The sequence below is a fragment of the Providencia sp. wls1916 genome (assembly GCF_009706585.1).
Classification (GTDB): Bacteria; Pseudomonadota; Gammaproteobacteria; order Enterobacterales; family Enterobacteriaceae; genus Providencia; species Providencia lanzhouensis.
In genome coordinates, this window is record NZ_WLUL01000020.1 from 239,735 (window position 1) to 264,150 (window position 24,416).

At 43.6% G+C, this 24,416-nt stretch carries 24 protein-coding genes and 1 tRNA gene; 15 read left to right on the forward strand and 10 right to left on the reverse strand.

Going from position 1 to position 24,416, the window contains the following annotated elements; translation table 11 throughout:
* Positions 1-179: 179 nt before the first annotated feature.
* From murQ to GKR61_RS17975, 5 genes are all read left to right on the forward strand, one after another.
* Positions 180-1,100 (forward strand): N-acetylmuramic acid 6-phosphate etherase, encoded by a 921-nt coding sequence (gene murQ / locus GKR61_RS14295; RefSeq protein WP_036954092.1) that lies wholly within the window; start codon positions 180-182, stop codon positions 1,098-1,100.
* A 53-nt stretch (positions 1,101-1,153) separates the two neighbouring features.
* Positions 1,154-2,518, forward strand: a complete 1,365-nt coding sequence (locus tag GKR61_RS14300) for a PTS transporter subunit EIIC (protein WP_154600402.1) — start codon at positions 1,154-1,156, stop codon at positions 2,516-2,518.
* A 15-nt stretch (positions 2,519-2,533) separates the two neighbouring features.
* Positions 2,534-3,376: a MurR/RpiR family transcriptional regulator gene (locus GKR61_RS14305; RefSeq protein ID WP_154639854.1), complete on the forward strand. Its 843-nt coding sequence runs from the start codon at positions 2,534-2,536 to the stop codon at positions 3,374-3,376.
* A 6-nt stretch (positions 3,377-3,382) separates the two neighbouring features.
* Positions 3,383-4,165 (forward strand): sulfite exporter TauE/SafE family protein, encoded by a 783-nt coding sequence (locus tag GKR61_RS14310; RefSeq protein ID WP_036954101.1) that lies wholly within the window; start codon positions 3,383-3,385, stop codon positions 4,163-4,165.
* 456 nt (positions 4,166-4,621) lie between these two features.
* Positions 4,622-5,203: a hypothetical protein gene (locus GKR61_RS17975; RefSeq protein WP_051422722.1), complete on the forward strand. Its 582-nt coding sequence runs from the start codon at positions 4,622-4,624 to the stop codon at positions 5,201-5,203.
* Positions 5,204-5,235: 32 nt separating this feature from the next.
* On the opposite strand, the gene GKR61_RS14320 is transcribed toward GKR61_RS17975, so the two are convergent.
* The 5 genes from GKR61_RS14320 to fixA all read right to left on the reverse strand — a co-directional run bounded on the left by GKR61_RS14320 (position 5,236) and on the right by fixA (position 10,006).
* Positions 5,236-6,558 carry an MFS transporter gene (locus tag GKR61_RS14320; protein ID WP_108479456.1) on the reverse strand — a complete coding sequence of 441 codons (1,323 nt, stop codon included), beginning with the start codon at positions 6,556-6,558 and terminating at the stop codon, positions 5,236-5,238.
* A 96-nt stretch (positions 6,559-6,654) separates the two neighbouring features.
* Complete coding sequence (gene fixX, locus GKR61_RS14325; RefSeq protein WP_036954107.1) at positions 6,655-6,942, reverse strand: ferredoxin-like protein FixX; 288 nt, start codon at positions 6,940-6,942, stop codon at positions 6,655-6,657.
* Positions 6,939-8,225 (reverse strand): FAD-dependent oxidoreductase FixC, encoded by a 1,287-nt coding sequence (gene fixC / locus GKR61_RS14330; protein ID WP_036954109.1) that lies wholly within the window; start codon positions 8,223-8,225, stop codon positions 6,939-6,941. The genes fixX and fixC overlap by 4 nt, the downstream gene beginning before the upstream one ends.
* Positions 8,226-8,279: 54 nt before the next feature.
* A complete protein-coding gene (locus GKR61_RS14335; RefSeq protein ID WP_154600401.1) occupies positions 8,280-9,221 on the reverse strand; it encodes an FAD-binding protein in 942 nt (313 codons plus the stop codon).
* A gap of 11 nt (positions 9,222-9,232) precedes the next feature.
* A complete protein-coding gene (fixA, locus tag GKR61_RS14340) occupies positions 9,233-10,006 on the reverse strand; it encodes a putative electron transfer flavoprotein FixA (protein WP_036954115.1) in 774 nt (257 codons plus the stop codon).
* Positions 10,007-10,533: 527 nt separating this feature from the next.
* Between fixA and caiT the strand changes: the two genes are divergently transcribed.
* The 6 genes from caiT to caiE all read left to right on the forward strand — a co-directional run bounded on the left by caiT (position 10,534) and on the right by caiE (position 17,606).
* The gene (gene caiT / locus GKR61_RS14345) at positions 10,534-12,051 is read left to right on the forward strand and encodes an L-carnitine/gamma-butyrobetaine antiporter (RefSeq protein WP_036954118.1); all 1,518 of its coding nucleotides are present in this window, start codon (positions 10,534-10,536) and stop codon (positions 12,049-12,051) included.
* 49 nt (positions 12,052-12,100) lie between these two features.
* Complete coding sequence (caiA, locus tag GKR61_RS14350) at positions 12,101-13,243, forward strand: crotonobetainyl-CoA dehydrogenase (protein ID WP_036954121.1); 1,143 nt, start codon at positions 12,101-12,103, stop codon at positions 13,241-13,243.
* Positions 13,244-13,313: 70 nt separating this feature from the next.
* On the forward strand, positions 13,314-14,534 hold the full coding sequence (caiB, locus tag GKR61_RS14355; RefSeq protein ID WP_036954124.1) for an L-carnitine CoA-transferase: 1,221 nt from the start codon (positions 13,314-13,316) through the stop codon (positions 14,532-14,534).
* A 72-nt stretch (positions 14,535-14,606) separates the two neighbouring features.
* Positions 14,607-16,166, forward strand: coding sequence for a crotonobetaine/carnitine-CoA ligase (gene caiC / locus GKR61_RS14360; RefSeq protein ID WP_154600400.1), 1,560 nt, complete (start codon positions 14,607-14,609; stop codon positions 16,164-16,166).
* A gap of 27 nt (positions 16,167-16,193) precedes the next feature.
* Positions 16,194-16,979, forward strand: coding sequence for a crotonobetainyl-CoA hydratase (gene caiD, locus GKR61_RS14365; RefSeq protein WP_108479451.1), 786 nt, complete (start codon positions 16,194-16,196; stop codon positions 16,977-16,979).
* Positions 16,980-17,012: 33 nt separating this feature from the next.
* Positions 17,013-17,606 carry a carnitine operon protein CaiE gene (gene caiE, locus GKR61_RS14370; RefSeq protein WP_036954130.1) on the forward strand — a complete coding sequence of 198 codons (594 nt, stop codon included), beginning with the start codon at positions 17,013-17,015 and terminating at the stop codon, positions 17,604-17,606.
* Between the two features lie 96 nt (positions 17,607-17,702).
* On the opposite strand, the gene caiF is transcribed toward caiE, so the two are convergent.
* The 5 genes from caiF to mutY all read right to left on the reverse strand — a co-directional run bounded on the left by caiF (position 17,703) and on the right by mutY (position 21,268).
* Complete coding sequence (gene caiF / locus GKR61_RS14375) at positions 17,703-18,095, reverse strand: carnitine metabolism transcriptional regulator CaiF (RefSeq protein ID WP_036954132.1); 393 nt, start codon at positions 18,093-18,095, stop codon at positions 17,703-17,705.
* A 375-nt stretch (positions 18,096-18,470) separates the two neighbouring features.
* Positions 18,471-18,546, reverse strand: a tRNA-Phe gene (locus GKR61_RS14380).
* Between the two features lie 191 nt (positions 18,547-18,737).
* Positions 18,738-19,811, reverse strand: coding sequence for a membrane-bound lytic murein transglycosylase MltC (gene mltC / locus GKR61_RS14385; RefSeq protein WP_036954136.1), 1,074 nt, complete (start codon positions 19,809-19,811; stop codon positions 18,738-18,740).
* 123 nt (positions 19,812-19,934) lie between these two features.
* A complete protein-coding gene (locus GKR61_RS14390) occupies positions 19,935-20,204 on the reverse strand; it encodes an oxidative damage protection protein (protein ID WP_006657365.1) in 270 nt (89 codons plus the stop codon).
* Positions 20,201-21,268: an A/G-specific adenine glycosylase gene (gene mutY, locus GKR61_RS14395; protein WP_154639855.1), complete on the reverse strand. Its 1,068-nt coding sequence runs from the start codon at positions 21,266-21,268 to the stop codon at positions 20,201-20,203. The genes GKR61_RS14390 and mutY overlap by 4 nt, the downstream gene beginning before the upstream one ends.
* Positions 21,269-21,505: 237 nt before the next feature.
* Here mutY and trmB point away from each other — a divergent pair, with 237 nt between their 5' ends.
* Genes trmB through GKR61_RS14415 form a run of 4 tightly spaced genes read left to right on the forward strand, consistent with a single transcriptional unit; the run spans position 21,506 to position 24,333 of the window.
* Complete coding sequence (trmB, locus tag GKR61_RS14400; protein WP_108479449.1) at positions 21,506-22,222, forward strand: tRNA (guanosine(46)-N7)-methyltransferase TrmB; 717 nt, start codon at positions 21,506-21,508, stop codon at positions 22,220-22,222.
* Between the two features lie 2 nt (positions 22,223-22,224).
* Positions 22,225-22,554, forward strand: coding sequence for a YggL family protein (locus tag GKR61_RS14405; RefSeq protein WP_036954142.1), 330 nt, complete (start codon positions 22,225-22,227; stop codon positions 22,552-22,554).
* A gap of 36 nt (positions 22,555-22,590) precedes the next feature.
* Positions 22,591-23,559: a glutaminase B gene (glsB, locus tag GKR61_RS14410; RefSeq protein WP_410431244.1), complete on the forward strand. Its 969-nt coding sequence runs from the start codon at positions 22,591-22,593 to the stop codon at positions 23,557-23,559.
* Positions 23,560-23,601: 42 nt separating this feature from the next.
* Positions 23,602-24,333 (forward strand): DUF2884 domain-containing protein, encoded by a 732-nt coding sequence (locus tag GKR61_RS14415; RefSeq protein ID WP_036954148.1) that lies wholly within the window; start codon positions 23,602-23,604, stop codon positions 24,331-24,333.
* Positions 24,334-24,416 lie beyond the last annotated feature (83 nt).

Sequence of the window (24,416 nt, forward strand, 5' to 3'; positions counted from 1 at the left end):
CGGTGGCAGCCTTAAACGCTTTATAAAGTTGCCACCGGTTCTTTCACACTTTTTCATGTTGTTGTTGTGAGACCAGTCACGTAAATCATCACAAGTGAATAACTTGTAATGATTAGGATTGAAATTAAAATTCATAAATAGTATTTTTTAATGAAATATAGTTTCAGTTGAGGTGTGCCATGTCAGTAACCGAAAATACGCTCAGTGATTGTTTGAACAATGAACTTAATCAGGACACATTGCAGTTTTCTCGCTTAGATACCTTATCGATGTTAACGGTGATCAATCAGGCTGATAGCACGGTAGCAACGGCATTACAGTCGGTATTGCCAGAGCTCGCCAATGTGGTGGATGTGATTGCGGATCGTTTAAAACAAGGCGGGCGGATCTTTTATGTGGGCGCTGGCACCAGTGGTCGACTGGCGGTATTAGACAGCGCAGAGTGTCCGCCAACATTTGGTACATCGCCAGAAATGGTGCAATCGATTATTGCGGGCGGTCATTCAGCCATGCTGAAAGCCGTTGAAAATATTGAAGACTCAACGGAAGCATCGGTAGAAGAACTACGGGCACGCGGTGCAACGGAAAAAGATGTGATTATTGGTATTGCGGCAAGTGGACGAACGCCATTTACCTTAGCGGCGATTGAATATGGTAATCAAATCGGGGCATTAACCGTGGGGATAACCACCCGTGGACACGGTTTGCTCAGTGATTTAGCGCAGTATGCCATTGCGCCGGATGTGGGGGCGGAAGTACTTTCTGGCTCTACGCGCATGAAGAGTGGCACTGCACAAAAAATGATTTTAGGCATGCTAAGCACCTGTGTCATGGGACGCTTAGGGCGAATTCATACCAATTTAATGGTCGATGTGATGGCGAGTAATATTAAATTACTGCGTCGTGCTGAACGTATTGTTGGGGAAGTGTGCGGGATTGATGTAGACACTGCGGCAGCATTATTGAAGCAAGTGGATTATCACCCGCGCCGCGCCATTTTGATGCATGAATTGAATATTACTGCACAACAAGCGACAGAGATTGTTCAGTGTAACCCGAACACCAGTTTGGATTCGATGCTAAACAGTCACAGTGAATAGCGTAAAACATAACATAAACAGAGTCATAACTCAGTCGACACCGGGGAAATCCTATGGCTAATAAGATAGAACATCTGGAAGTGCTCGCCAGAGAAATAGAAAAATATGCGGGCGGGTTTGAAAACGTGGGTACCTTAACCCACTGTATGACGCGTATCCGTCTGGTTTTAAAAGATAATAGCAAGTTTGATGCAGATGCGCTTAAGCAAGTGGAGGGCGTGAAGGGGGTTGTCTTTAATGGTGAACAACAACAAGTGATTGTGGGCATGGGGACGGCGGCGAAAGTCTTCTCTGTGATGAATAAAAGAATGCAAAACAGCGGCGTAGCAAGTGATGAAAGTACACCATCAGCGCCAGAGAAAAAATCGTTCTCGATCCGCCGTATGCTGAATACATTAGCCGCAATTTTTGTCCCAACCATTCCTGCGTTAATTGGTTGTGGTCTAATTATGGGGCTGATTAATATTGTGCGTTTAGTGGCGCCAGGTGTGGTGGATCAGTTCCCTGAGCTGTTTAAATTATTAAAGCTGATCGGTAGCGCAGTATTTACCTATTTATCCATTATGATTGGGGTAAATACCGCGAAAGAATTAGGCGCATCCACGTCGATTGGTGCTGTGATGGCGGGGCTTTTAGCGATGCCGGGCTTAGCTGATATCACCTTATTTGGTGAAAAACTCCAACCGAATAGCGGCGGAATTTTCGCGGTGCTGATGGTGGTGGTGTTCTCCTCTAAGTTTGAAGTGTGGTTTAGGGGCATCATTAAAGAGAGTTTAGATCTGATTGTGACGCCATTTGTGACGATTTTAGTCTCTGCAATGGTGGCGTTAGTCGTCTTCCAACCGGCGGGTCATTATCTGAACCAAGTGCTGGCACAAGGGGTTTCTGTGGCGCTACTGAGTAGTGGTGGCGGGGCAGTAGCAACGGGTGGCATCTTAGGTGGCAGCTTCCTATTCTTATTACTGACTGGTCTGCACCAAGGTTTGATCCCAATTCATGCGGAAATTCTACAAACTTTTGGTTTGAACTATTTATTCCCAATCTTAGCCATGGGCGGAATGGGGCAAGTGGGGTCATGTTTCTGGGTGTTCCTGAAAACCAAAAACCAGCGTTTAAAGAAAACCTTAGTGGGCGCGTTACCCGTCGGTATCTTCGGCGTGGGTGAGCCATTACTGTTCGGTGTTTCCTTACCGCTGGGTAAACCGTTTATTGCTGGCTGTATCGGTGGTGCCGCAGGCGGTGCGCTGATGGCGTTCTTCCATGTGGGGATTATCATTCCATTTGGTACCGCAGGCTTGTCCTTAATTCCGCTGGTGGGTGATGGGCAGATTCTGGATTTTCTGATTGCGGTAGCAGGCGCATGGATTGTCGGTTTCATTGCCAGTATGATAATAGGCTTCAACGATCCAGAAAAATAATAAGAAGGTATAGCCATGTCAGCACTGACAGTAAAATTGGAAAGCTTATTGACGAGAGGCAAAGGCACAGAGCAGCGTATTGCGAAGTTTTTGCTGGAATATCGCGATAGCCTTGTGGCAATGAATGCCGCTGAATTGGCTCGTGAGGCTGGCGTGAGCAGCGCATCCGTCATTCGTTTTGCAAGGCAAATGGGCTATCGTGGCTATCCTGAATTCAAAGTCGATTATTTATCTGATGAGAAGCAACACAAAGCGGAAAGTTTGTATGGCAATCTGAGCCGTAACGATGATACGGCTCAGATTATCGCTAAATCTGGGCAGTTATTTATTAGTGCCATTGAAAAATCCTTAGAACTGCTAGAGCCCGCCGCGGTTGATGCCGTCGCACAAAAATTGGTTGAAGCGAAGCGCATTGTGCTATTTGGTATTGGCTCATCAGCGATTGTGGCGAATGATATTTTCCATAAACTGATTCGCGTTAATAAATCGGCGTTATTTAGCCCTGACTTGCATGTGCAGCTGAGCTATTCGGCAAATTTAGGTGAAGGGGATCTCGCCATCGCCGTGACAGCAAGGGGAAATACGCCAGAAGTTAACCGAATGCTGAAGTCGGCGCATGAAAATGGCTGCACGACGATTGCTTTAACGCGCTTTGGGCAAGATGACGCGGCGCGTCTCGCGGATTTAACGCTGCCATATTACTATGATGAACAACACTCTCAGCTGGGGGTGATCACACCTCAAGTGTTGCAGATGGTGATATTCGATACGCTATTTTTCAAATATTTAACCCTTGCCAATGAAGATGCAGACATCGCATTGCAAAAAGGTCGACAAGCCGTTAGTCAGGCAGGATAAACCACCATGATTGTCACAGAGTTAGCCATCGGCGCACTGATTGGCTTGATTATAAGCACAACCGGTGTGGGCGGTGGTGTGATTGTTTTACCCATACTGACTTATTTTTTTGGGCTTAACGCCTTAGCCGCAGTGGCAACGGCCAACTTTCTCTCTATGTTGATGAAGGTCTCTTCGTCATACATGCATTTTCGGCTAGGCAATATTCCCTTAAAAGGAGCGCTGATTGTCTTGGCGATTATGTTGCCAAGTACGTTTTTATCCAGCTTGTTTGTGACGTGGCTAGGCAGTATCCCTGCTTATGAAAAACAGGTGGAGTGGGGCATTAATCTGTTGGTCTCCGCCGCCATTATTTTTTCATTGTATTTATTTATTCAACGGATGTTTTTTGCTAATCCGCGTAAAAAAGTTGCCGTGAAAGAAAACCAATTGAAAGCGATGGCGATCCCGGCGGTATTGGCGGGAATTGTATTAGGCGCAACTGGGGTTGGCGGCGGAGTGGTCGTTCTACCCATGTTATTGCGTTATATGGATTTAAATATTAAGCAAGCCATTGGCACATCAATTGTGGTGACGACGGTGTTATCAGGCTCTTCGGCGCTGGCTTATGCGCAAGATGGTCACACGGATTTAAAACTGGCATTAATTTTATGTGTAGGGGCACTGTTAGTGATGCCGCTAGCGAAATATTTGCTGGTGAAATTATCTGAGCGAACTTTCCAATATATTACGTTATTGCTGATTTTATGCAGTGCGGTGATGATGACATGGAAAGTGATTATGCCATAAAGGTGAAATGATTTTTTCTTGCTCGTCTACTTTATTTCATTTATCTGAAGTTGATAGTTTAAATATCGTTATATTTAAACTATCAACATTGGTTTCTATTTAATTCCCATCTAAAAAAGAAAATCAATTTTTAATAAATTTATAAATATAATTGATTTCTTGTTCTCTTAATTGAAAAAATATTATCATTAATAAAATATTGGACTATAATAAATTTTTATTAATTGAAAATGAATCTATTTTTGATTTTCATTGTTGAATTTTAAAGTATGGCGCTATCTTTTTTGTATATGTAATAATTGATGTTGTTTTTTTGCTTTAAACAATTGATATTGAAGTGGATGCTCTTATAAAGATACGGTATGTAATTAATTTTAAATTGCGATTTATATTTTGGAAAACACATTATTTGTTTTTCAAGAGTATTGAAAAGCATCAATCCCAAATGATTATATTATGAAATATCAGTTAACACATATGTGTAGCCAATCAACACAGTTTTATGGTGTTGAAACAAACTTAAACCTAGAGCAATTTCAACAAGCGTGTGCTTATATTCAGTTAATTAGAGATAAGCTACCTAGTTTTTCATCTTCGGATGATTATTTAACTGAGTGTGAAACTCTTTTTCTTCTTCAGATGTTTTATGGCTTTATACCATTATATGAAAATAGTGAAGTGGATGCGATTGTTGATGTTCATCATAACTGGGAATGTTATGTCATTGGTGGGAATTTAGCGTCAATAAACCAATATGCGATATGTAATGCAAGCATTATTATGTTGGAATTTCTTCGCTATAAATTACAGACAAAACTCAATACTTATTCTAATGAGAAAATAAAAGTTGATTTAGCTCGGCTAGATTCCTTATTAAGCGGCCATTTTTTAAAAAAAGAATGGGCGCTGAAAGATATTTATGGATATGACCTTACGGGTATTCAATTTTTAAGAAGTGATAAAGTTGAATTAATCTCTAAAGAGCATGAAATAGAACCAAGGACACGGGGATATTTAATCCCCGAGATTTCGTTGTGATTAGCCGAAAGATTTTTAAAACGGGTATTAGGCTATTTTCTTTTCATTATGCTCATCTTGGAGGTTTGCGCTAAGGTTAATCCTTTGGTTTCTGGCGCAAACAGGATGGAAACCACTAAGCCGACTAACGAAACGCCAGCCCCCATGAGCACCACATGGCTAATGCCATATTCGTGAATAAAGACAGGCAGTGCCCATGTTGAAAAAATGGTTCCGATGCGGCTTATAGACATAATCACACCAACAGCGGAAGCACGAATATCGGTCGGAAAAAGCTCGTTCGGATACAGCCATTGTAATATCCCTGGACCACCAGAAAAGAAAGCGTAAATACCGAACATAATGATTACCAAGCAGATCCCCAAGTTGGAGAATAAGCCAAGGATTGCCAAAGCGCAGGTCATAATTGCAAAGCTGCCTATTAGTAAAGGTCTTCTGCCCATTTTGTTGAGCCAGTACATTGCAGGTAAGCAGCCGAGCATAAAGAATAGGCTAATGACGACATTGCCGAGCGCGGCATTTTTCCCTTGATCCCAACCAAGTTCCCCGACAATTTGCGGGCCAAATGTGTAAATGGCAAACATGGGGATCACTTGGCAAGTCCAAATCGCTGCGGTGAATAAGACAAAAGAGAAGTGCCGCTTGGTAAAAATATCAATAAAGCGGGTTTTCTTTTGCTCTTCGGCCTCAAATACCACGGGCTGACCGAATAATTTGGTCATCATCTTTTGGCATTCTTGATGCCGACCTTTGCGGATCAGCCAAAGTGGCGACTCAGGTAAATCAAAACGACCAATCAAAATCACGATGCAGGGAATTACGGCACTCCCAAGCATCCAGCGCCAGCCATCTTCAACATCGTATAAAGCATAGCCCACAAGGTTGGCGCAAGTGGCACCGACGTACCACATCGCGGCAATAAACCCGACAGCAAAAGCACGCTGTTTAGTATTAGAAAATTCGGTGATCATCGACGTGGCTATCGGGTAGTCAGCCCCGATGACTATGCCTATTAAAAAGCGCATTAATAGAAGCTGCAAAGGCGTTGAAACAAACATAGTGGCGACGGAGATTGCCCCAATAGCCACAATATCAATCAGGAACATTTTACGGCGACCGACTTGGTCGCAGATATAACCAAATAAAGAGGTACCGATAAACAGCCCCGCTAACGTGGCCGCACCGAGTAAACCAATCCACTCATTACTTAAATTAAGCACTGGAGTGAGTTGCTCTAAGGCAACGCCAATGAGGACTAATACGTAACCGTCAAGAAAAGGCCCACCGCTGCCCCACAACATAATGCGGCGGTGGACTGAGGAAAACTGGATGTCATCAAAGCTTTTAGGTTGCATAGTCGTTACCTGCATTAGCGCAATAAAATAAAAAAAGCTCTCGAAGCAACATAACTTTATGGGATAACTTCGCTTCGAGAGTAAGCGCTAGCTATATCAGCCGTATCGAAACTCAATACCGAAGGTACCGCGTGGATATTCCCATTTTTCCAGTGCGCTACCGAGACCCAGAATGCGGCATGTCCCACATTCAAGACAGCCGGCATAATCAAAACGCACCGAGCCATCATCTTGTTTTTTATACAAACCTGCTGGGCAGGCTTTGGTTAATGTTTCGAGTACCGCCATATCAGGTTGCTCTTTGATAACGATATGGGGGATCTCTTCATCGACATTAAATTTGTTAATACCGAGTTTGACATCAACATTTACGGGAGCACTCATATCGCTCTCACTCCTTTAATTCCGTCTTTAATTAGATTCATAAAGCCGACTTTTTTCGCATGTTGCAGCATGGTTTTGCGCAGAGGCACAGGGGCTTCATCTGAGATGGTGAACAGTTTTTTGGCAATACCAAGTGCCATCTCCGGGTATGCGGTGAACATGCGCGGGTTATCTAAGAATTCAGGCATTCTTTGGTAGGCTTTCATATCGCGCAATGGACCTTGTTCCAGCAAAGTGAGGTATTCGCTTAGGCCTTGCTTGCTAAAGTCCTCTTTTTTCATTGCGCTGAGTACGGCTTGAGCTGCGGCTTCACCTGAAGCGACGGCTAAGTCCATACCGCGAATTGTAAAGCCTAAGTTCATGCACATACCTGCGGCATCGCCAGCAACAAGAACACCATCTCGAACCAGTTCAGATTGCATTTTTAAACCAGCTTCAGGCACCACATGGGCGGCGTATTCAATCATTTTTCCGCCTTCAATTAATGGTGCGACAGCAGGGTGCTGTTTAAAATCTTCGAGCATTTGTGGAACGGATTTTTTGGCGTCTTTGATGTGGTGTAGACCACAGACTAGCCCTAACGAAATCGTATCTTCGTTGGTGTAAAGGAAACCACCGCCCATCAAACCATCGGTTGGCGAGCCTGCAAATAGCCACGCAACACCTTCGTTACCTTGAAGGTTAAAGCGGTTTTGTAAAACGTCTTTTGGTAGCTCAATCAGCTCTTTGACGCCGACAGCGACATGCTCGGCACTGACGCGTTTTGTCATGCCCAATTGTTCTGCTAGAAGGGAATTTACACCGTCAGCGAGGATCACCACTTTGGCTTCGAGTACATCACCGTCAGCTTCGACACCAACGACTTTGCCATCACGTTCAACCAGCTTATCAACGCGGATCCCAGTGATGCATTGTGCACCTGCATTTTCAGCTTGTTCAGCTAACCATGGATCCAGTTTTCCACGCAGGATGGACCATGAGGTTTCTTCGGGTTTTTGTGGGTCACCATTTTGGTAATCCACCGTCATTGCACCGGTTTCGGTCATAAAAGAGAGCTTTTCGTGGGTGATCATGCGCTCAATAGGCGCTTCTTTGGTAAACCCAGGGATGATCCGCTCTAAACTGTGAGCATACATGCGCCCACCTGTTACGTTCTTGCCGCCCGCATAGTTTCCTCTTTCAATTAGGAGAACTTGAGCACCTTCACGGGCAAGTACCAGTGCAGCAACTGAGCCAGCCAGACCAGCTCCTACTATGATTGCATCAAAAATATCATCGGACATAGTGTCTCCAAACTTAATACAGTAGTGAGGGAGTTCCCCCACTACTTAGGATGTTTATTTGGCCAGTTGCTGAGTCAATGCTGGAAGAATTTTAAAGAGATCCCCAACAATTCCGTAGTCTGCAAATTGGAAGATAGGGGCATTTTTGTCTTTGTTGATGGCAACAATTGTTTGAGCGCCATTGGCGCCAACCATGTGTTGTATCTGCCCTGAAATACCGACTGCCAGATACAGTTCAGGTTTGATCATCAGGTTGGAAATACCCACATAGCGTTCATGCTCCATCCATTTTTCGTTTTCAGCCACAGGGCGCGAACACGCAATTTCAGCACCAATGGAATCCGCTAATGCTTTAGCAATGGCAATATTTTCTTGGCTACCGATGCCTCGACCCACACTGACCACAAGGCGCGCTTTGTCTAACTCAACGGAGTTACCTGCTTTTTGCTGAACCGAGGTACGTACAACAGATTGTTTCGGTTTAATCCATTGTGCAACTTGGGCTGTGCCGCTAAGTGATGCATTACTTGATGCGGAATCAAAAGTCCCAGTCGCCACTGTGGCGATGGAAAATGAGCTGCTTAATGTTTCACTGCCGAACGCCAAACCGCCATAGACCATGTGTTTGATAACTGGCTTGTTATCTTCGATGACGACAGTGGTAGCATCATTCGATACAGCGGCTTGCAGTCTTGCGCCTAAACGTGCCGCCAATAGTTTTCCACGGCGTGTATTTGGCAATAACAGCAGTCCGGTATCACCATGTTGCTTGATCACATCGACGACGGTATCTGCATAATCTTCGATAATGCGGTCATCAGGTTTGCCGGATAATTGAATAACTTGGTTCGCACCGAGTTGAAAAGCTTGAGTGGTTTGCGCGTCATCCAATGCGATAACGTTGACATGTTCACCAAGAGTCTGCGCGCCGCCGATCAGTTCAGGTAAGCGAGAAGTCATGTCACTCAGTACCCAAACGGTTGATAATTTGCTCATAACTCCCCCTATTATTTAATGATTTTTCTTAAATGTTCAGCGAACTGTGCAACTTGATCATCGCCATCGCCTTCAATAATGATGCGCTGACGAACTTTTTGTTTTGGTGCAGCAATCGATTGAGCCGATAACGCCGCCACATCACCAAGACCGATATCAGCAGCCGTCCATGCTTGAACAGGTTTTTTCGCCGCACCTAAAATGGCTTTCATCGATGGAATAACAGGGACGTTAATGTCTGAAGTCACAGCAATAACCGCAGGCAGTGGAATGGATAACGTTTCGATTTCGTCTTCGAGTTCACGTTCAACAACAATGGTATCTGGTGCAATAGAGAGGATTTTTTTGACCCCGTTAATGGCAGGAACTTGCAGCTCCTCTCCCATTAAAATACTGACTTGCTGGGCGTTGAGGTCAGCAGAGCCATCACCGCACAGAATCAAATCAAAGCCCACTTTTTTGGCGGCAGCACTAAGGGCAATCGCGCTTTGATGCGGCAGGGCATATTCGAATTGGTCTTCAACCACCACGACTAATTCATCGGGACCACGGGATAAAACGTCTTTACGACCTTTCATGTTGGTCAGTGCTTTGCCACCAATACTTAACGCAATAACTTTGCTTTCTGGTTGCTGCGCTTTTATTTGATTCGCAGCTTCAATGGCATTTAAATCATATTGACTAATTTTAGTGTCAGCGCGAGAAAAATCTAAAGAGCCATCTGAGCTATTAACAACAATATCTTGTTCATCAGGAACAGATTTGTAGCATGTAATAATATTCATTACATCTCCTAGAATAAAATAAATGGAACAGTTGTGGTTTAATATTTATATGAGTATCACGAACTGGATATTTAAAAATAAAACCTATATCACCAATATTGAATGCCTTAAATTAAAGCAGGTTTAAATATTCATACTGTTACATTACTCACCAATACTGTAAAAATCATCAAGTTAGCAATCTAATGTTCAATATTGCTAGCTTAATCACCAATACTGAATGAGTTTAATAACATTAACCTAACATTATATTTCATCACTTTGTTTTCATTGGTTTATTTTTCTGTTTTTAACGTAAAAATTAATAACAAATTTTTATCACGAATAATATTGTGACCTTAATAACAGAATTGTTATTGGTGAGCCGACATGATTCAAATAGTAAATAAATTAATTAATCTTTAATTGGCTATTGATAATAAGTAATTGGGCATATTTAAGAGGCGTTTATTTAGAAGTCATTAAATGAATGTTAAATATTTATTGTTTTAAAACTTATGTATTAAATAATAAATTGGAATAGACCTATGAGCAAAGAAAATAAAAAGGTCGGAATAGAACCGAAAGTTTTTTTCCCACCATTAATTATTGTCGGGTTACTGTGCTGGTTAACAGTACGTGACCTCGATGCATCAAACGAAGTGATTAACCAAGTCTTTAGCTATGTCACCAATGTCTGGGGATGGGCATTTGAATGGTATATGGTCATTATGTTTGGTGGTTGGTTTTGGTTAATTTTCGGACCTTATGCGAAGAAACGTTTAGGGGATGAAAAGCCAGAATTTAGCCGAGCTGGCTGGATTTTTATGATGTTCGCATCTTGTACTTCAGCCGCGGTGCTGTTCTGGGGATCGATTGAAATTTATTACTATATTTCATCGCCGCCGTTTGATTTTGCACCTTATTCTAATGAAGCTAAAAGTATCGGATTAGCTTACAGCTTGTTCCATTGGGGACCGCTGCCGTGGGCAACTTACAGCTTCCTCTCTGTTGCTTTCGCTTACTTTTTCTTTGTTCGTAAAATGGATGTGATCCGCCCAAGTAGTACGCTGGCTCCGCTGGTGGGTGAGAAGCGTGCCAATGGCTGGTTTGGTACCATTATCGACAACTTCTATTTGGTTGCATTGATTTTAGCGATGGGAACCAGCTTGGGTCTGGCAACACCGCTGGTGACTGAATGTATTCAATATCTGTTTGGTATTCCACATACCTTGCAGCTTGATGCGATCATTATCTTCTGCTGGATCATCCTCAATGCGGTGTGTGTAGCATTTGGTCTGCAAAAAGGGGTGAAAGCCGCCAGTGATGTACGCAGCTATTTAAGTTTCTTAATGCTTGGATGGGTGCTTATTGTCAGTGGTGCGAGCTTTATCGCCAACTATTTTACAGACTCTGTCGGCGTATTATTAATGTATATGCCACGCATGCTGTTCTATACCGATGCAGTTGGCAAAGGTGGATTCCCTCAAGGTTGGACCGTGTTTTACTGGGCTTGGTGGGTTATCTACGCGATTCAAATGTGTATTTTCCTCGCACGTATTTCCAAAGGACGTACTGTTCGTGAACTGTGTTTAGGTATGGTTGCGGGCTTAACCGCAGGTACTACCTTAATTTGGACCATTCTCGGCAGTAACACGCTCCAACTGATTGATAAAAATGTCATTAACATTCCTAAGTTGATTGAAGAGTTCGGTGTTGCACGAGCCATCATTGAAACTTGGGCCGCTTTACCTTTGAGCACTGTAACAATTTGGGGCTTCTTCATCCTCTGCTTTATCGCCACTGTCACACTGATTAACGCCTGTTCATACACTCTCGCTATGTCGACTTGTCGCGCAGTGAAAGATGGAGAGGAGCCACCGTTATTAGTGCGTATTGGTTGGTCTGTACTTGTCGGCGTGATTGGCATTGTCTTACTGGCATTAGGCGGATTGAAACCCATTCAAACGGCGATTATTGCCGGAGGATGCCCACTTTTTTTCGTGAACATCATGGTAACGCTCTCCTTTATTAAAGATGCAAGAGTGCATTGGAAAAACGATTAATTTTACTCAGAAATAATATTTCAGAAACAACATTGAAGAGGTTATTGATATGGATTTTAGATTGAATGATGAGCAGGAACTGTTTGTCGCAGGGATCCGTGAACTGATGGCAAGTGAGAACTGGGAAAGCTATTTCGCTGAATGTGACCGTGAAAGCAAATACCCAGAGCGTTTTGTAAAAGCCTTAGCGGATATGGAAATTGATAACCTACTGATCCCTGAAGAGCACGGTGGCTTAAATGCAGGTTTTATTACGGTTGCTGCGGTATGGATGGAATTAGGTCGCTTGGGTGCTCCTACCTATGTTCTGTACCAATTACCGGGTGGTTTTAATACGGTTCTGCGTGAAGGTACTCAAGAGCAAATCGACAAAATCATGGCGTTCCGTGGTACGGGTAAACAGATGTGGAACTCCGCTATTACTGAACCGGGTGCAGGTTCTGACGTTGGTAGTTTACAAACGACATACACTCGCCGTAATGGAAAAGTGTACTTAAACGGTAGCAAATGCTTTATCACCAGTAGTGCGTACACACCATACATCGTGGTGATGAGCCGCGATGCGGATTCACCGGATAAACCTGTTTTCACTGAGTGGTTCTTAGATATGAGCAAGCCGGGTATCAAGGTGAACAAACTTGAAAAACTGGGTCTGCGCATGGATAGCTGCTGTGAAATTACGTTCGACAACGTGGAACTTGATGAAAAAGACATGTTTGGTCGTGAAGGCAACGGCTTTAACCGTGTGAAAGAAGAGTTTGATCATGAGCGTTTCTTAGTGGCATTGACCAACTACGGTACAGCAATGTGTGCGTTTGAAGATGCGGCGCGCTATGCCAACCAACGTGTTCAATTTGGTGAAGCCATCGGTCGTTATCAATTAATTCAAGAAAAATTTGCACATATGGCGATCAAGCTCAATTCGATGCGCAACATGTTATATGAAACTGCATGGAAGAGTGACAACGGTTTAATCACCTCTGGTGATGCGGCAATGTGTAAATACTTCTGTGCAAACGCAGCATTTGCAGTTGTGGATTCAGCAATGCAAGTCCTCGGTGGTGTGGGTATTGCAGGTGAACACCGTATCGCACGTTTCTGGCGTGACCTGCGGGTGGATCGTGTATCGGGCGGTTCAGATGAAATGCAAATACTGACATTAGGTCGTAGCGTACTGAAACAGTACCGCTAATCGAGGTTTGTCGTTGATTGATCTCCTGAGATTCTCGGGAGATCACTTTAGTTTCACAGGAGATGAGAAAATGGCAGAGCATTTACCAATGCCCGAGTTTGGCCCGCTATCTGGGGTTAGGGTGGTATTTTCAGGGATTGAAATTGCAGGCCCATTTGCCGGACAAATGTTCGCAGAGTGGGGCGCAGAGGTTATTTGGATCGAAAACGTCGCATGGGCTGACACTATTCGCGTTCAACCTAACTACCCGCAACTATCTCGCCGCAATCTACGGGCGCTATCGCTGAACATCTTTAAAGATGAAGGCCGAGAAGCGTTCCTTAAACTGATGGAAACGACGGATATTTTTATCGAAGCCAGTAAAGGTCCAGCCTTTGCGCGCAGAGGGATCACCGATGAATTGTTGTGGGAGCATAACCCGAAATTAGTGATCGCCCACTTATCAGGCTTCGGACAATACGGCGACCCGCAATACACCAACCTTGCGGCGTATAACACCATTGCGCAAGCATTCAGCGGTTATTTAATTCAAAACGGTGATAAAGACCAGCCAATGCCGGCATTCCCGTATACCGCAGACTATTTTTCTGGCATGACCGCCACCACCTCCGCTTTAGCGGCGCTGTATAAAGTTCAAAAAACAGGTAAAGGCGAAAGTATTGATATTGCCATGTACGAAGTGATGCTGCGTATGGGGCAATATTTCATGATGGACTACTTTAACGGCGGCGAAATTTGCCCACGAATGACAAAAGGGAAAGACCCATATTATGCCGGTTGCGGTCTCTATAGCTGTAAAGACGGTTATATCGTAATGGAGATTGTGGGTATTACTCAGATCCAAGAAATCTTCAAAGATATTGGTCTTGCTCACTTATTGGGTACACCGGAAATTCCTGAAGGTACGCAGCTCATTCACCGTGTTGAGTGTCCGTATGGTCCACTTGTTGAAGAAAAATTAGATGAGTGGCTAGGGGCGCGTGACATTGATGTGGTTTTAGCGCGTTTGGCGGAGCTGAATATTGCCAGTGCCAAGGTGCTTACCATTCCAGAATTAGAAACCAATCCACAATATATTGCCCGCGAATCTATCACCAGTTGGCAAACCATGGAAGGCCGTACCTGTCGTGGTCCAAACGTGATGCCAAAATTCAAAAACAATCCGGGGCAAATCTGGCGCGGCATGCCATCTCACGGCATGGACACGTCGGATATTCTGCAAAATATTGGTTATAACGAAAATGAGATTAGGGGGCTGGTCGAGAAAGGGCTGGCTAAAATTGTTGAGTAATTCAATGACTATTCAGTTCAATCATTCCTGTTGGGCTGAATAGACATTAGGGAAATGATGGGATAACAATTAATGGATGTAATCGGTAAACAAAATTTGCGTCAAATGTGGGATGATTTTGCGAAAACTCACGTCAATAAAAAGGCGCTTATCTTTGAATCCTGTGATGGCGATGTGCGTGAATTCAGCTATTTAGAAATGAATCAGCAGATTAACCGCACTGCTAACCTCTTTTTAAGCTATGGCATCCAAAAAGGGGATAAAGTTGCGTTACATTTAGATAATTGCCCAGAGTTTTTCTTTTGCTGGTTTGGTCTTGCCAAAATTGGGGCGATCATGGTGCCGGTCAATGCGCGATTTAAGTACGAAGAGAGCGCGTGGATCATCCAAAACTGCCAACCTCGGCTGGTTGTCACTCGTCCCCATTTTGCCGATATTTACCAAACTCTTGTTGATGACAAAGCAACAGCGCTCGAACATATCTTCTTAATTTCAGACACCCAATTACCAACGCAGCAAGGTATAACTGACTTTACCGTTGAACTAGCTCAACAATCGATTGTGCTGGCGGAGCAGGTTGAACTCAGTGTGGATGATACTGCCGAAATTCTATTTACCTCAGGGACGACCTCTAAACCAAAAGGGGTCATTATCACCCACTATAATCTGCGCTTTGCTGGTTATTACTCCTCTTGGCAATGTGCATTACGTTCTGATGATGTCTATTTGACGGTGATGCCCGCTTTTCATATCGATTGCCAATGCACAGCGGCTATGGCGGCATTCTCCGCTGGGGCAACCTTTGTTCTCCTTGAGAAATACAGTGCTCGGCGTTTTTGGCAACAGATTGTGAAGCATCGCGCGACAGTGGCAGAGCTGATCCCAATGATGATCCGCACCTTAATGAGTCAACCAGTTGCCGACAATGAGCAAGCGCACTGTTTACGGGAAGTGATGTTCTATCTCAATTTAAGTGATAAAGAAAAACAACAGTTTATGGATCGCTTTGCGGTGACGCGGTTTCTTACATCGTACGGCATGACTGAAACTATTGTTGGGCTGATTGGTGATAGACCTGGGGATGAACGGCGCTGGCCGTCCATTGGACGCCCTGGATTTGGTTATCAAGCTCAAATTCGAGATAAACATAATCAACCGTTAAAACCCGGGGAAATTGGCGAGCTATGTGTAAAAGGCGAGCGGGGTAAAACCTTATTTAAAGCCTATTACAACAATCCAGAAGCCACAGAGAAAACTTTTGATAGTGAAGGGTGGATGCACACAGGCGATTTTGCTTATCAAGATGAAGATGGATTTTTCTACTTTGTTGACCGTAGTAGCAATATGGTCAAACGTGGCGGGGAAAACGTCTCTTGTAGCGAAATTGAGAACATCATTGCGTCCCATCCGGCAGTTGCGGATGTTGCGGTTATCGGTGTGATGGATGCCATTCGTGATGAGGCTATCAAAGCGTTTATCGTGCTGGAAGAGGGGGCTACGCTAACTCAAGAAGAGTTTTTCGCTTTCTGTGAAACGAAAATGGCGAAGTTCAAAGTACCCTCATTGGTGGAAGTCCGTCAAGGTTTACCTCGTAACTGCTCTGGTAAGGTGCTGAAAAAACATCTGAAATAATCGAATAACAACCTAAAGGTTTAAACTATGAGCGAATCATTAAAAGTTACCCGTCATGGTGCCGTGCTAGAAATTGTACTCGATAGACCTAAAGCCAACGCCATTGATGCAAAAACCAGTTTTAAAATGGGAGAAGTTTTCCTTAATTTCCGTGATGACCCAACACTGAGAGTGGCCATTATTACGGGGGCTGGAGAACGTTTTTTCTCTGCGGGATGGGATTTAAAATCAGCGGCGGAAGGGGAAGCCCCTGATGCTGATTTTGGTCCAGGTGGTTTTGCGGGATTAACTGAGATTTTCAACTTAAATAAACCCGTGATCGCGGCAGTAAACGGTTATGCGTTTGGCGGTGGTTTTGAGCTAGCGCTAGCGGCAGATATGATTATCTGCTCTGAAAATGCCAGTTTCGCGCTACCTGAAGCGCAATTAGGTATTGTGCCTGATAGCGGCGGCGTTCTGCGCTTACCAAAAATTCTGCCTGCGCCTATCGTCAATGAGATGGTAATGACAGGGCGCCGAATGGATGCTCAAGAGGCTCTGCGCTGGGGGATTGCGAATGAAGTCGTGCCTATCGAGAATTTAATGGATAAAGCTCGGGAGCTGGCTGAAAAAATCACACAAAGCGCTCCGTTAGCCGTTGCCGCACTGAAAGAAATTTTCCGTGCAACCGGAGAATTAACGGTGGAAGAGGGCTATAAATTGATGCGCAGTGGTGTGTTAGAAAACTACCCTGCCGTATTGCACTCCGAAGATGCTACGGAAGGTCCTTTAGCATTCTCAGAGAAGCGTGAGCCAAACTGGAAAGGACGCTAATCCTACCAGTGATTGGATGACGGTGAGGTGATTATGAGTTTTTATAGCTTTGAAGGGGTGACACCCGTGGTGCATCCAACGGCCTACGTTCATCCTTCCGCCGTGGTGATTGGTGATGTCATTATTGGTGCCGATGTGTTTGTGGGTCCAAATGCCTCATTACGGGGGGATTATGGGCGCCTAACCATCGAAAAAGGGGCGAATATTCAAGACGGTTGCATCATGCATGGTTACAGTGATGTTGAGACTATTGTGCGGGAATCTGGACATATTGGTCATGGCTCAATTTTACATGGTTGTATTATTGGGCGTGATGCGCTGGTCGGTATGAATAGTGTAGTGATGGATGGTGCTGTCATCGGTGATGAGAGCATTATTGGTGCGATGAGTTTTGTTAAAGCGGGTTTCCAAGGTGAGCCAAGACAAATGTTGATCGGCGCACCTGCGCGTTTTTTTCGCCATGTGAGCGATGAAGAGCTTCATTGGAAACAGCTAAATACCAAAGAGTATCAAGATTTAGCGGGACGTTATCGTCAAAGTTTAGAAAAAGCCATTCCGTTAACTGAGATAGAGCCGAATCGCCCTCGGTTGCAGGGAACCACGGATGTCAAACCGAAAGGTCAATGATACCAATGTGCAAAAATCGTCAATAATACTTTGTCAGTAACCTCAACGCAGGCTTTAAGCCTGCGTTTTTTCGTTATGGCGTCGATGAAAATAATATTAACGACGCTGGGCTTTAGATAGCATCCACTGCCATTTCTGCTCACGATTAAGTTCTGTTGGTGGGACGAGATTCGTTTTCACTGGTGACTCAATCGTCATTTTCTCGGAAGTGTAATTTTTTAGGCGAGAATAAAGCTGGCTATCAATTTTAGTCACTTTAATCAATCGTTGGCATTGGCAGCCTCGCCCCGATAATTTATTGGGGATCATTTTGACTTCACACTGTATTTCTGCCACATCCGAAAGAATATAAGAGACAATATTCACCGCATTGGTATGCGGAATTTCAAAGTTATTCGAGATTTCTCTGGCGGTGATCCAGCGACCCTGTTTCATTACCCAGTTTGCAATGGATAAATACATCGGGCTTTTCACTGATTCTTTACACATAAGCGCTCCTTCAGCTCATTGCTTAAAAGTGATTAAGGCAATAAGAAACTATACGCCAATCTTGTTGTTATGATGTCTTGTATATTTATTAGACTATAAATAGCCATGATTAATGATTAAAAGTTGGTTAAAAACGTTGAGAGAAGATTAACTCTGGGTTGTTTTTTTGTTGTTTACCAAAGAGTTACAAAACAACTTTTATCATATAGTTATTTATACGCTATAAAATCAACGCAAATGTGGAGCTAAATCAAATAAGATCTGAATTTATGAAATTTAGATTAAGTTAAGGTAGTTGCTGAGTAGATTGGGGTTGAATCAGTTTGGAAAGGCTAAAAAGCAAAAACCCGCCACTAGGGCGGGTTCTTTAAATAGTGGTGCCCGGACTCGGAATCGAACCAAGGACACGGGGATTTTCAATCCCCTGCTCTACCGACTGAGCTATCCGGGCAACGGAGCGTATTAAACCTGATTTAAGAGAGTGAGTCAAGGCGGTTTCTAAAAACTTTTGATTGAATGCGTTTTTTTTCAGCGTTTCAATTAATTTTTAAGCAAATCAATGCAAAAACTCACAAAAGGTGAAAAAAAATGCCAACAACCGTGATGGTTTACTGGCATTTTTATCGCTATTTTAAGGATTTATTAGCGTAGATATTTTTTCTGCGCTTTATTCACTTTAATAAGATAATTACGAGATTCCGCCGCAGGGTGCTTGGTGGAAAGCGTTTCGTAAACTTCCCCCGGCTCGAGATTGTTAATACGCTGAGCCGCTTGTTTCTTATCATTGTGGAATACGCGTAGCACGCTGCCTGCGCCGCCGTTATAAGCCGTAATGACCGCATAGCGACGTGAAGTTGGGTTGCTGATATCGCCTAAATAACTATTTTGTAAGATAGCTAAGTATGCTGTACCCGTATCAATGTTTTGCTCTGGGTCAAACAGATAACTGCGGCTTGGTACCCCAGACTTACCTTGAGAGCGGAACACATCTTTACCGGCCGTGTTTGGCATAATTTGCATCAAGCCTAGCGCATCAGAACGGCTAACCGCGTATGGGTTGAAGCTCGATTCAATTTGCATAATAGCCAGAATTAATGATTCATCCACGCCGTATTTTGCGGAGGATTTCTTAATATAAGGCAGATATTTATGGGCGCGTTTATCTAAGTGGTTTGGTACTAATTGCATGGTCACCGACCAAACAATATTCATACCAGACTGTCTGCGCTGCATTTTATTGCTGATCAGATAATCTGCAAATTTAGTGGCTCGCCACTCCCAGCGGATCGGTTCCCCTGTATTATCCATCACCTGACCAAACAGGAATGGCTCTTTACTGTAGGGAATGTCGTTTATATCAGAATAGAGATCGATGGAATTCGGGTCATCGCCCATCAATAAAGTGGTGACAATGGCTTTTTTCAGGTGTTCTGACGGTTCAACGGCGGAGATGGTCTCAACCGTGATAGTCCCTGCATCAAAGTTAATGTGGCTACGAGTACGATACTCATCAGTATATTTCACATAATCTTTTGGTCCTGCAATGAGGACTTCTTTGATCCCCCATATGTTTTCGATGTTATGAGCAAATTGCCCCATCAAAATATCAAAGCCATTAGTATCTTTGACGTAGTCGGGATTAAAGTCGGATTTCTGATTACTGGAGCAAGAGACAATCAGGGGAATCAACAATGTGAGTGCAAATAATTTTTTCATACGATCCACAATATTAATGCAAGCTAGCTACTTATTTGGTCGTTTACTCTAAAACATTCAAGTTGCAGGAGGTTAGTAAACCGAGCCATGCAACTTGAGGTTCGATAGGTATAGACCTAAAAACTATTTTTCCGGGGTATAGCCATCAATTTGAATATCGTGACCTTCAAATAAGAATTTCACCATTTCTTGTTCCAGCATTTTGCGATCGTCTGGGTTCATGGTGTTTAATTTCTTTTCATTGATCAGCATGGTCTGTTTTGTCATCCATTGACTCCATGCTTCTTTCGAAATCTCATTAAAAATACGCTTTCCTAATTCACCTGGGTAAAGCTGGAAATCTTGCCCATCAGCGTCACGTTGTAAGAAAGTGCAAAAAATGGTTCTACTCATTTATTTTTTCCTCGAATATCAGGTAGTAAGGCAAGTTGTTTTAGTAAACTTTCAACCGGAGCTGCAAGCCCAACGGTTGCGCCTAGGTGTAAGTTATACCAGAGTCCGTTGCCTTCATCCATGGCAGAGTTAAATGCCTGAATATTAACTTTTACAGGGATAATATCTAAATGGAAATGGCTAAACGTGTGGCGAAAAGCAATTAATTGTTCTGGCGTGTCATGTTGCAGACCAGAATCAGCCAGCCACTGAGCCAGTTGCTCATGGCTCTCAAACTGTGGGAATGCGAATAAGCCGCCCCAAATACCCGAAGGTGGGCGCTGTTCTAACCAGACATTATCTTGATGTTGAAGGATCAAAAACCATGCACTTTTTTCCGGAATTTTCTGCTTAGGTTTTTTCCCCGGATATTCTTGCCAAGAGTGGTTAGCATAAGCAATACAGCCGGTATTGAGTGGGCATAGCTCACATTTGGGTTTACTACGAGTACACACCATCGCCCCAAGATCCATCATGGCTTGGTTAAAATATTCCACTTCCACTTTGGGGGTGACATTGGTGTTGATTTCCCACAGGCGATTTTCTACTTCTTTTTTACCAGGCCAACCCGCGACAGCATAGCAGCGAGCAAGCACGCGTTTTACGTTACCGTCCAAAATTGGGTAATGCTGTTGTTGAGAAAGGGAGAGAATGGCGCCTGCCGTTGAACGTCCCACCCCCGGAAGCGCATTCACTTCCTCAAATGTGGTAGGAAATTGACCATTATATTGGGTGGCAATCACCTGCGCGGCTTTATGCAGATTACGCGCTCGTGCGTAATAGCCGAGTCCTGTCCATAAATGTAGAACTTCATCAAGGGGCGCATTCGCCAGCGCGGTAATATCCGCAAAGCGTTGGGTGAACTTTTCAAAATAGGGAATGACTGTGCTGACTTGGGTCTGCTGCAACATGACTTCAGAGAGCCAAACATGGTAGGAGGATTTTTCCTGCTGCCATGGCAAGGTTTTACGACCATATTTGTGATACCACTTGAGCACTGCACTTGAGAATTGTTGAGCTTCCATTATTTATAATATTTTTATCGCGATTTCAGTCATGGAGAGGATTGCAACATAGACGGTGATAGCTGTAAACCGCTTCTTGTGTAAAGTTATCCAATTATCAACTGCAAGATCCTTGAAGTTTTGCTAAACTCCCTTTCCCACCATACTTAGATATTAATTAATTAGGTATGTTTGGTTTTTTTTATACTCTTGTTGGCACATTATCTAACTGGACAACGAATTTTTTAGAACTTTATTATGATCAATAACGTTATCTCCCCCGAATATAATGAAGAAGGGCGGGTTATGCGCCGTGTCCGTAGTTTTGTCCGCCGTCAAGGGCGTCTGACAAAACGTCAGGAAGAGGCATTAGAAAGCGAATGGGCAGAAATGGGCATCGATTTTGTTAACGAACCCTTTGATTTCGCAAAACTATTTAATAATTCAAATCCAGTCACTCTGGAAATTGGATTTGGAATGGGCACCTCATTAGTGACGATGGCAGCACAAAACCCAGATCAAAACTTTCTGGGTATTGAAGTGCATGCACCGGGCGTTGGGGCTTGTTTGGCATCAGCAAAAGAAGAGAACATCACCAACCTACGCGTGATGTGCCACGATGCCATTGAAGTTTTAGACTTCATGATCCCGAACGGCAGCTTAGCAATGGTTCAGTTATTCTTCCCTGATCCTTGGCATAAAGCGAAACACAATAAACGTCGTATTGTGCAGGTGCCTTTCGCAGAAAAAATTCGCAGTAAATTAATTGATGGTGGTGTATTCCACATGGCGACAGACTGGCAACCTTATGCAGAACATATGCTTGAGGTAATGACCAGTGTGGCTGGGTATGAAAACGTATCCACGTCAGGGGACTACGTTCCTCGTCCAGAGTCAAGACCAGAAACAAAGTTTGAAAAGCGCGGCCAGCGGTTAGGGCACGGTGTATGGGATTTAATGTTTAAGAGGGTTTAATCATGGCTAAACAACAACGTAGTCGCCGTTTACGTAAAAAAATGCGTTTGGACGAGTTCCAAGAATTAGGTTTCATTGTTAAGTGGAACTTTAAAGAAGGCACGCCAATCGAAGAAGTGGACAGCGTCGTTGACCAACTGATTGCTGAAGCTATCGAGCCAAACGGCCTAGCATTTGAAGCTAGCGGCTACATGAACTGGGAAGGGATTGTTTGCCTGCAGAAAATTGGTAAATGCACCGAAGAACACCGTCAAATCGTTGAAAACTGGCTAAAATCAAAAGGGATGAACGACGTTGTTGTTTCTGAACTGTTTGATGTTTGGTGGGAATAATAACTAGTTTGATTATTAATAAAGGCATCCAATTGGATGCCTTTGTTTTCTAGAGTAATCCATTCTGGAGCAAAACACTTGAGCACCCAGTTTTCTGACCAATTACTGCATGATATTTTGGAGCAAGTCCGCCCCCTGATAGGTCAAGGGAAGGTGGCTGACTACATACCGGCGCTTGGCGGTATTCCTTCACATCATTTGGGGATTGCGGTTCATACCGCAGAGGGCGATATTTTCACAGCGGGAGATGCGAGAAAACGTTTCTCAGTTCAATCCATTTCTAAGGTTCTGAGTTTAACCTTGGCAATGACGCGCTACGAAGAGCAAGAAATTTGGAGTCGTGTAGGTAAAGAGCCATCAGGGTTGCCGTTCAACTCATTGATTCAGATAGAGATGGAAAAAGGTATTCCTCGTAATCCCTTTATCAATGCTGGCGCGATTGTGATTGCCGACATGCTGCAATCTCGTTTGAGTGCACCAAAACAGCGGATGCTGGAGTTTGTCCGAAAACTTGCTTGCGAACCCGACATTAGCTACGACATCAATGTCGCTCGCTCAGAAATGGAACACGCGAGCCGTAATGCAGCTATCGCGTATTTAATGAAATCTTTTGGCAATTTTGATAATGATGTTTTAACGGTTTTAGAAACTTATTTTCATTATTGTTCTCTAAGTATGAATTGTGTCGAACTGGCTAGGTGTTTTACCTATTTAATGAATCAAGGTGAGTCGCCTTGTTCGATAGACCCAATTATCACGCCGCTACAATCTCGACAAATCAATGCGTTGATGATGACTTGTGGTATGTACGATGGTTCCGGTGAGTTTGCATTTCGTATTGGAATGCCCGGTAAATCAGGCGTCGGTGGCGGTATTGTGTGTGTGGTTCCTAACCAATTTACGGTGGCAGTATGGTCACCGGAATTAGATTCAGCCGGAAACTCTTTGGTGGGTTGTGCTGCCTTAGAGCTTTTATCTAAGCGAATTGGACGTTCTGTTTTCTAATTACCTCTCAATAAATATAGAGGTAATCGACGAGGAGATTTTATGTTACGCCGTACTTTAATTGCGTTTTCATTACTGGCCTGCGCCACTAGCCAAGCGGCGGATTACAACTGCTCGGTAACCCCTAAAGACGATATTTTTATGACGCCTGATAATGTCCAAGTCGTCGGTCGCAGTGGCGATTTAAAAATCACCCCAAATGGTGATGTCACTCTGAATGGCCAAAAAGTTGCACTGACATCTGAGCAACAGCAGCAAGCACTGCGTTATCAATCGGCTATTCGTCAGGATTTACCGTGGATCAAAAAAGAATCTGAAGAGAAATTAGCGGCATCGCGTAAATCTCTCGATAAAGTGGTGGTTAAAGTGATTGGCAGCGATAGTAATATTCGCAACCGCCTGACTAAGCTTGAAAAAGATTTAAACGGTCAAATTAACCAAATCATTGAAACTCGTTCAAACGGCTACGCTTTCCACCATGAAGGCATCAAGAAAGTGGAAACTTCAGGGCGTGAATTAGTCAATGAAAGCTTAGGTGGGATTTTACAAGACAGTATCAATGAAATGGGGCGAAAACAGTTACTTGCTGGTGGTGATACCAACAAAATGCTGCAAGGCATGTTAGGTAGCCTTGGTGGGTTACAACAAGAAATTGATAGTGAATGGAAAAACCAAGAAAATAGCTTTCAGCAGTTTGGTCAGCAAGTCTGTTCTAAAGTCACTTCATTAGAGCAACAACGCATTAGCTTACTGAATTCAATTAACAGTAAATAATTCAGGTAGTTTGGTGAGTTTTCAACGCTATCATTGGTAATGAAAGGCAGTAATAGGGAAACTGATTACTGCCTTTTACATTA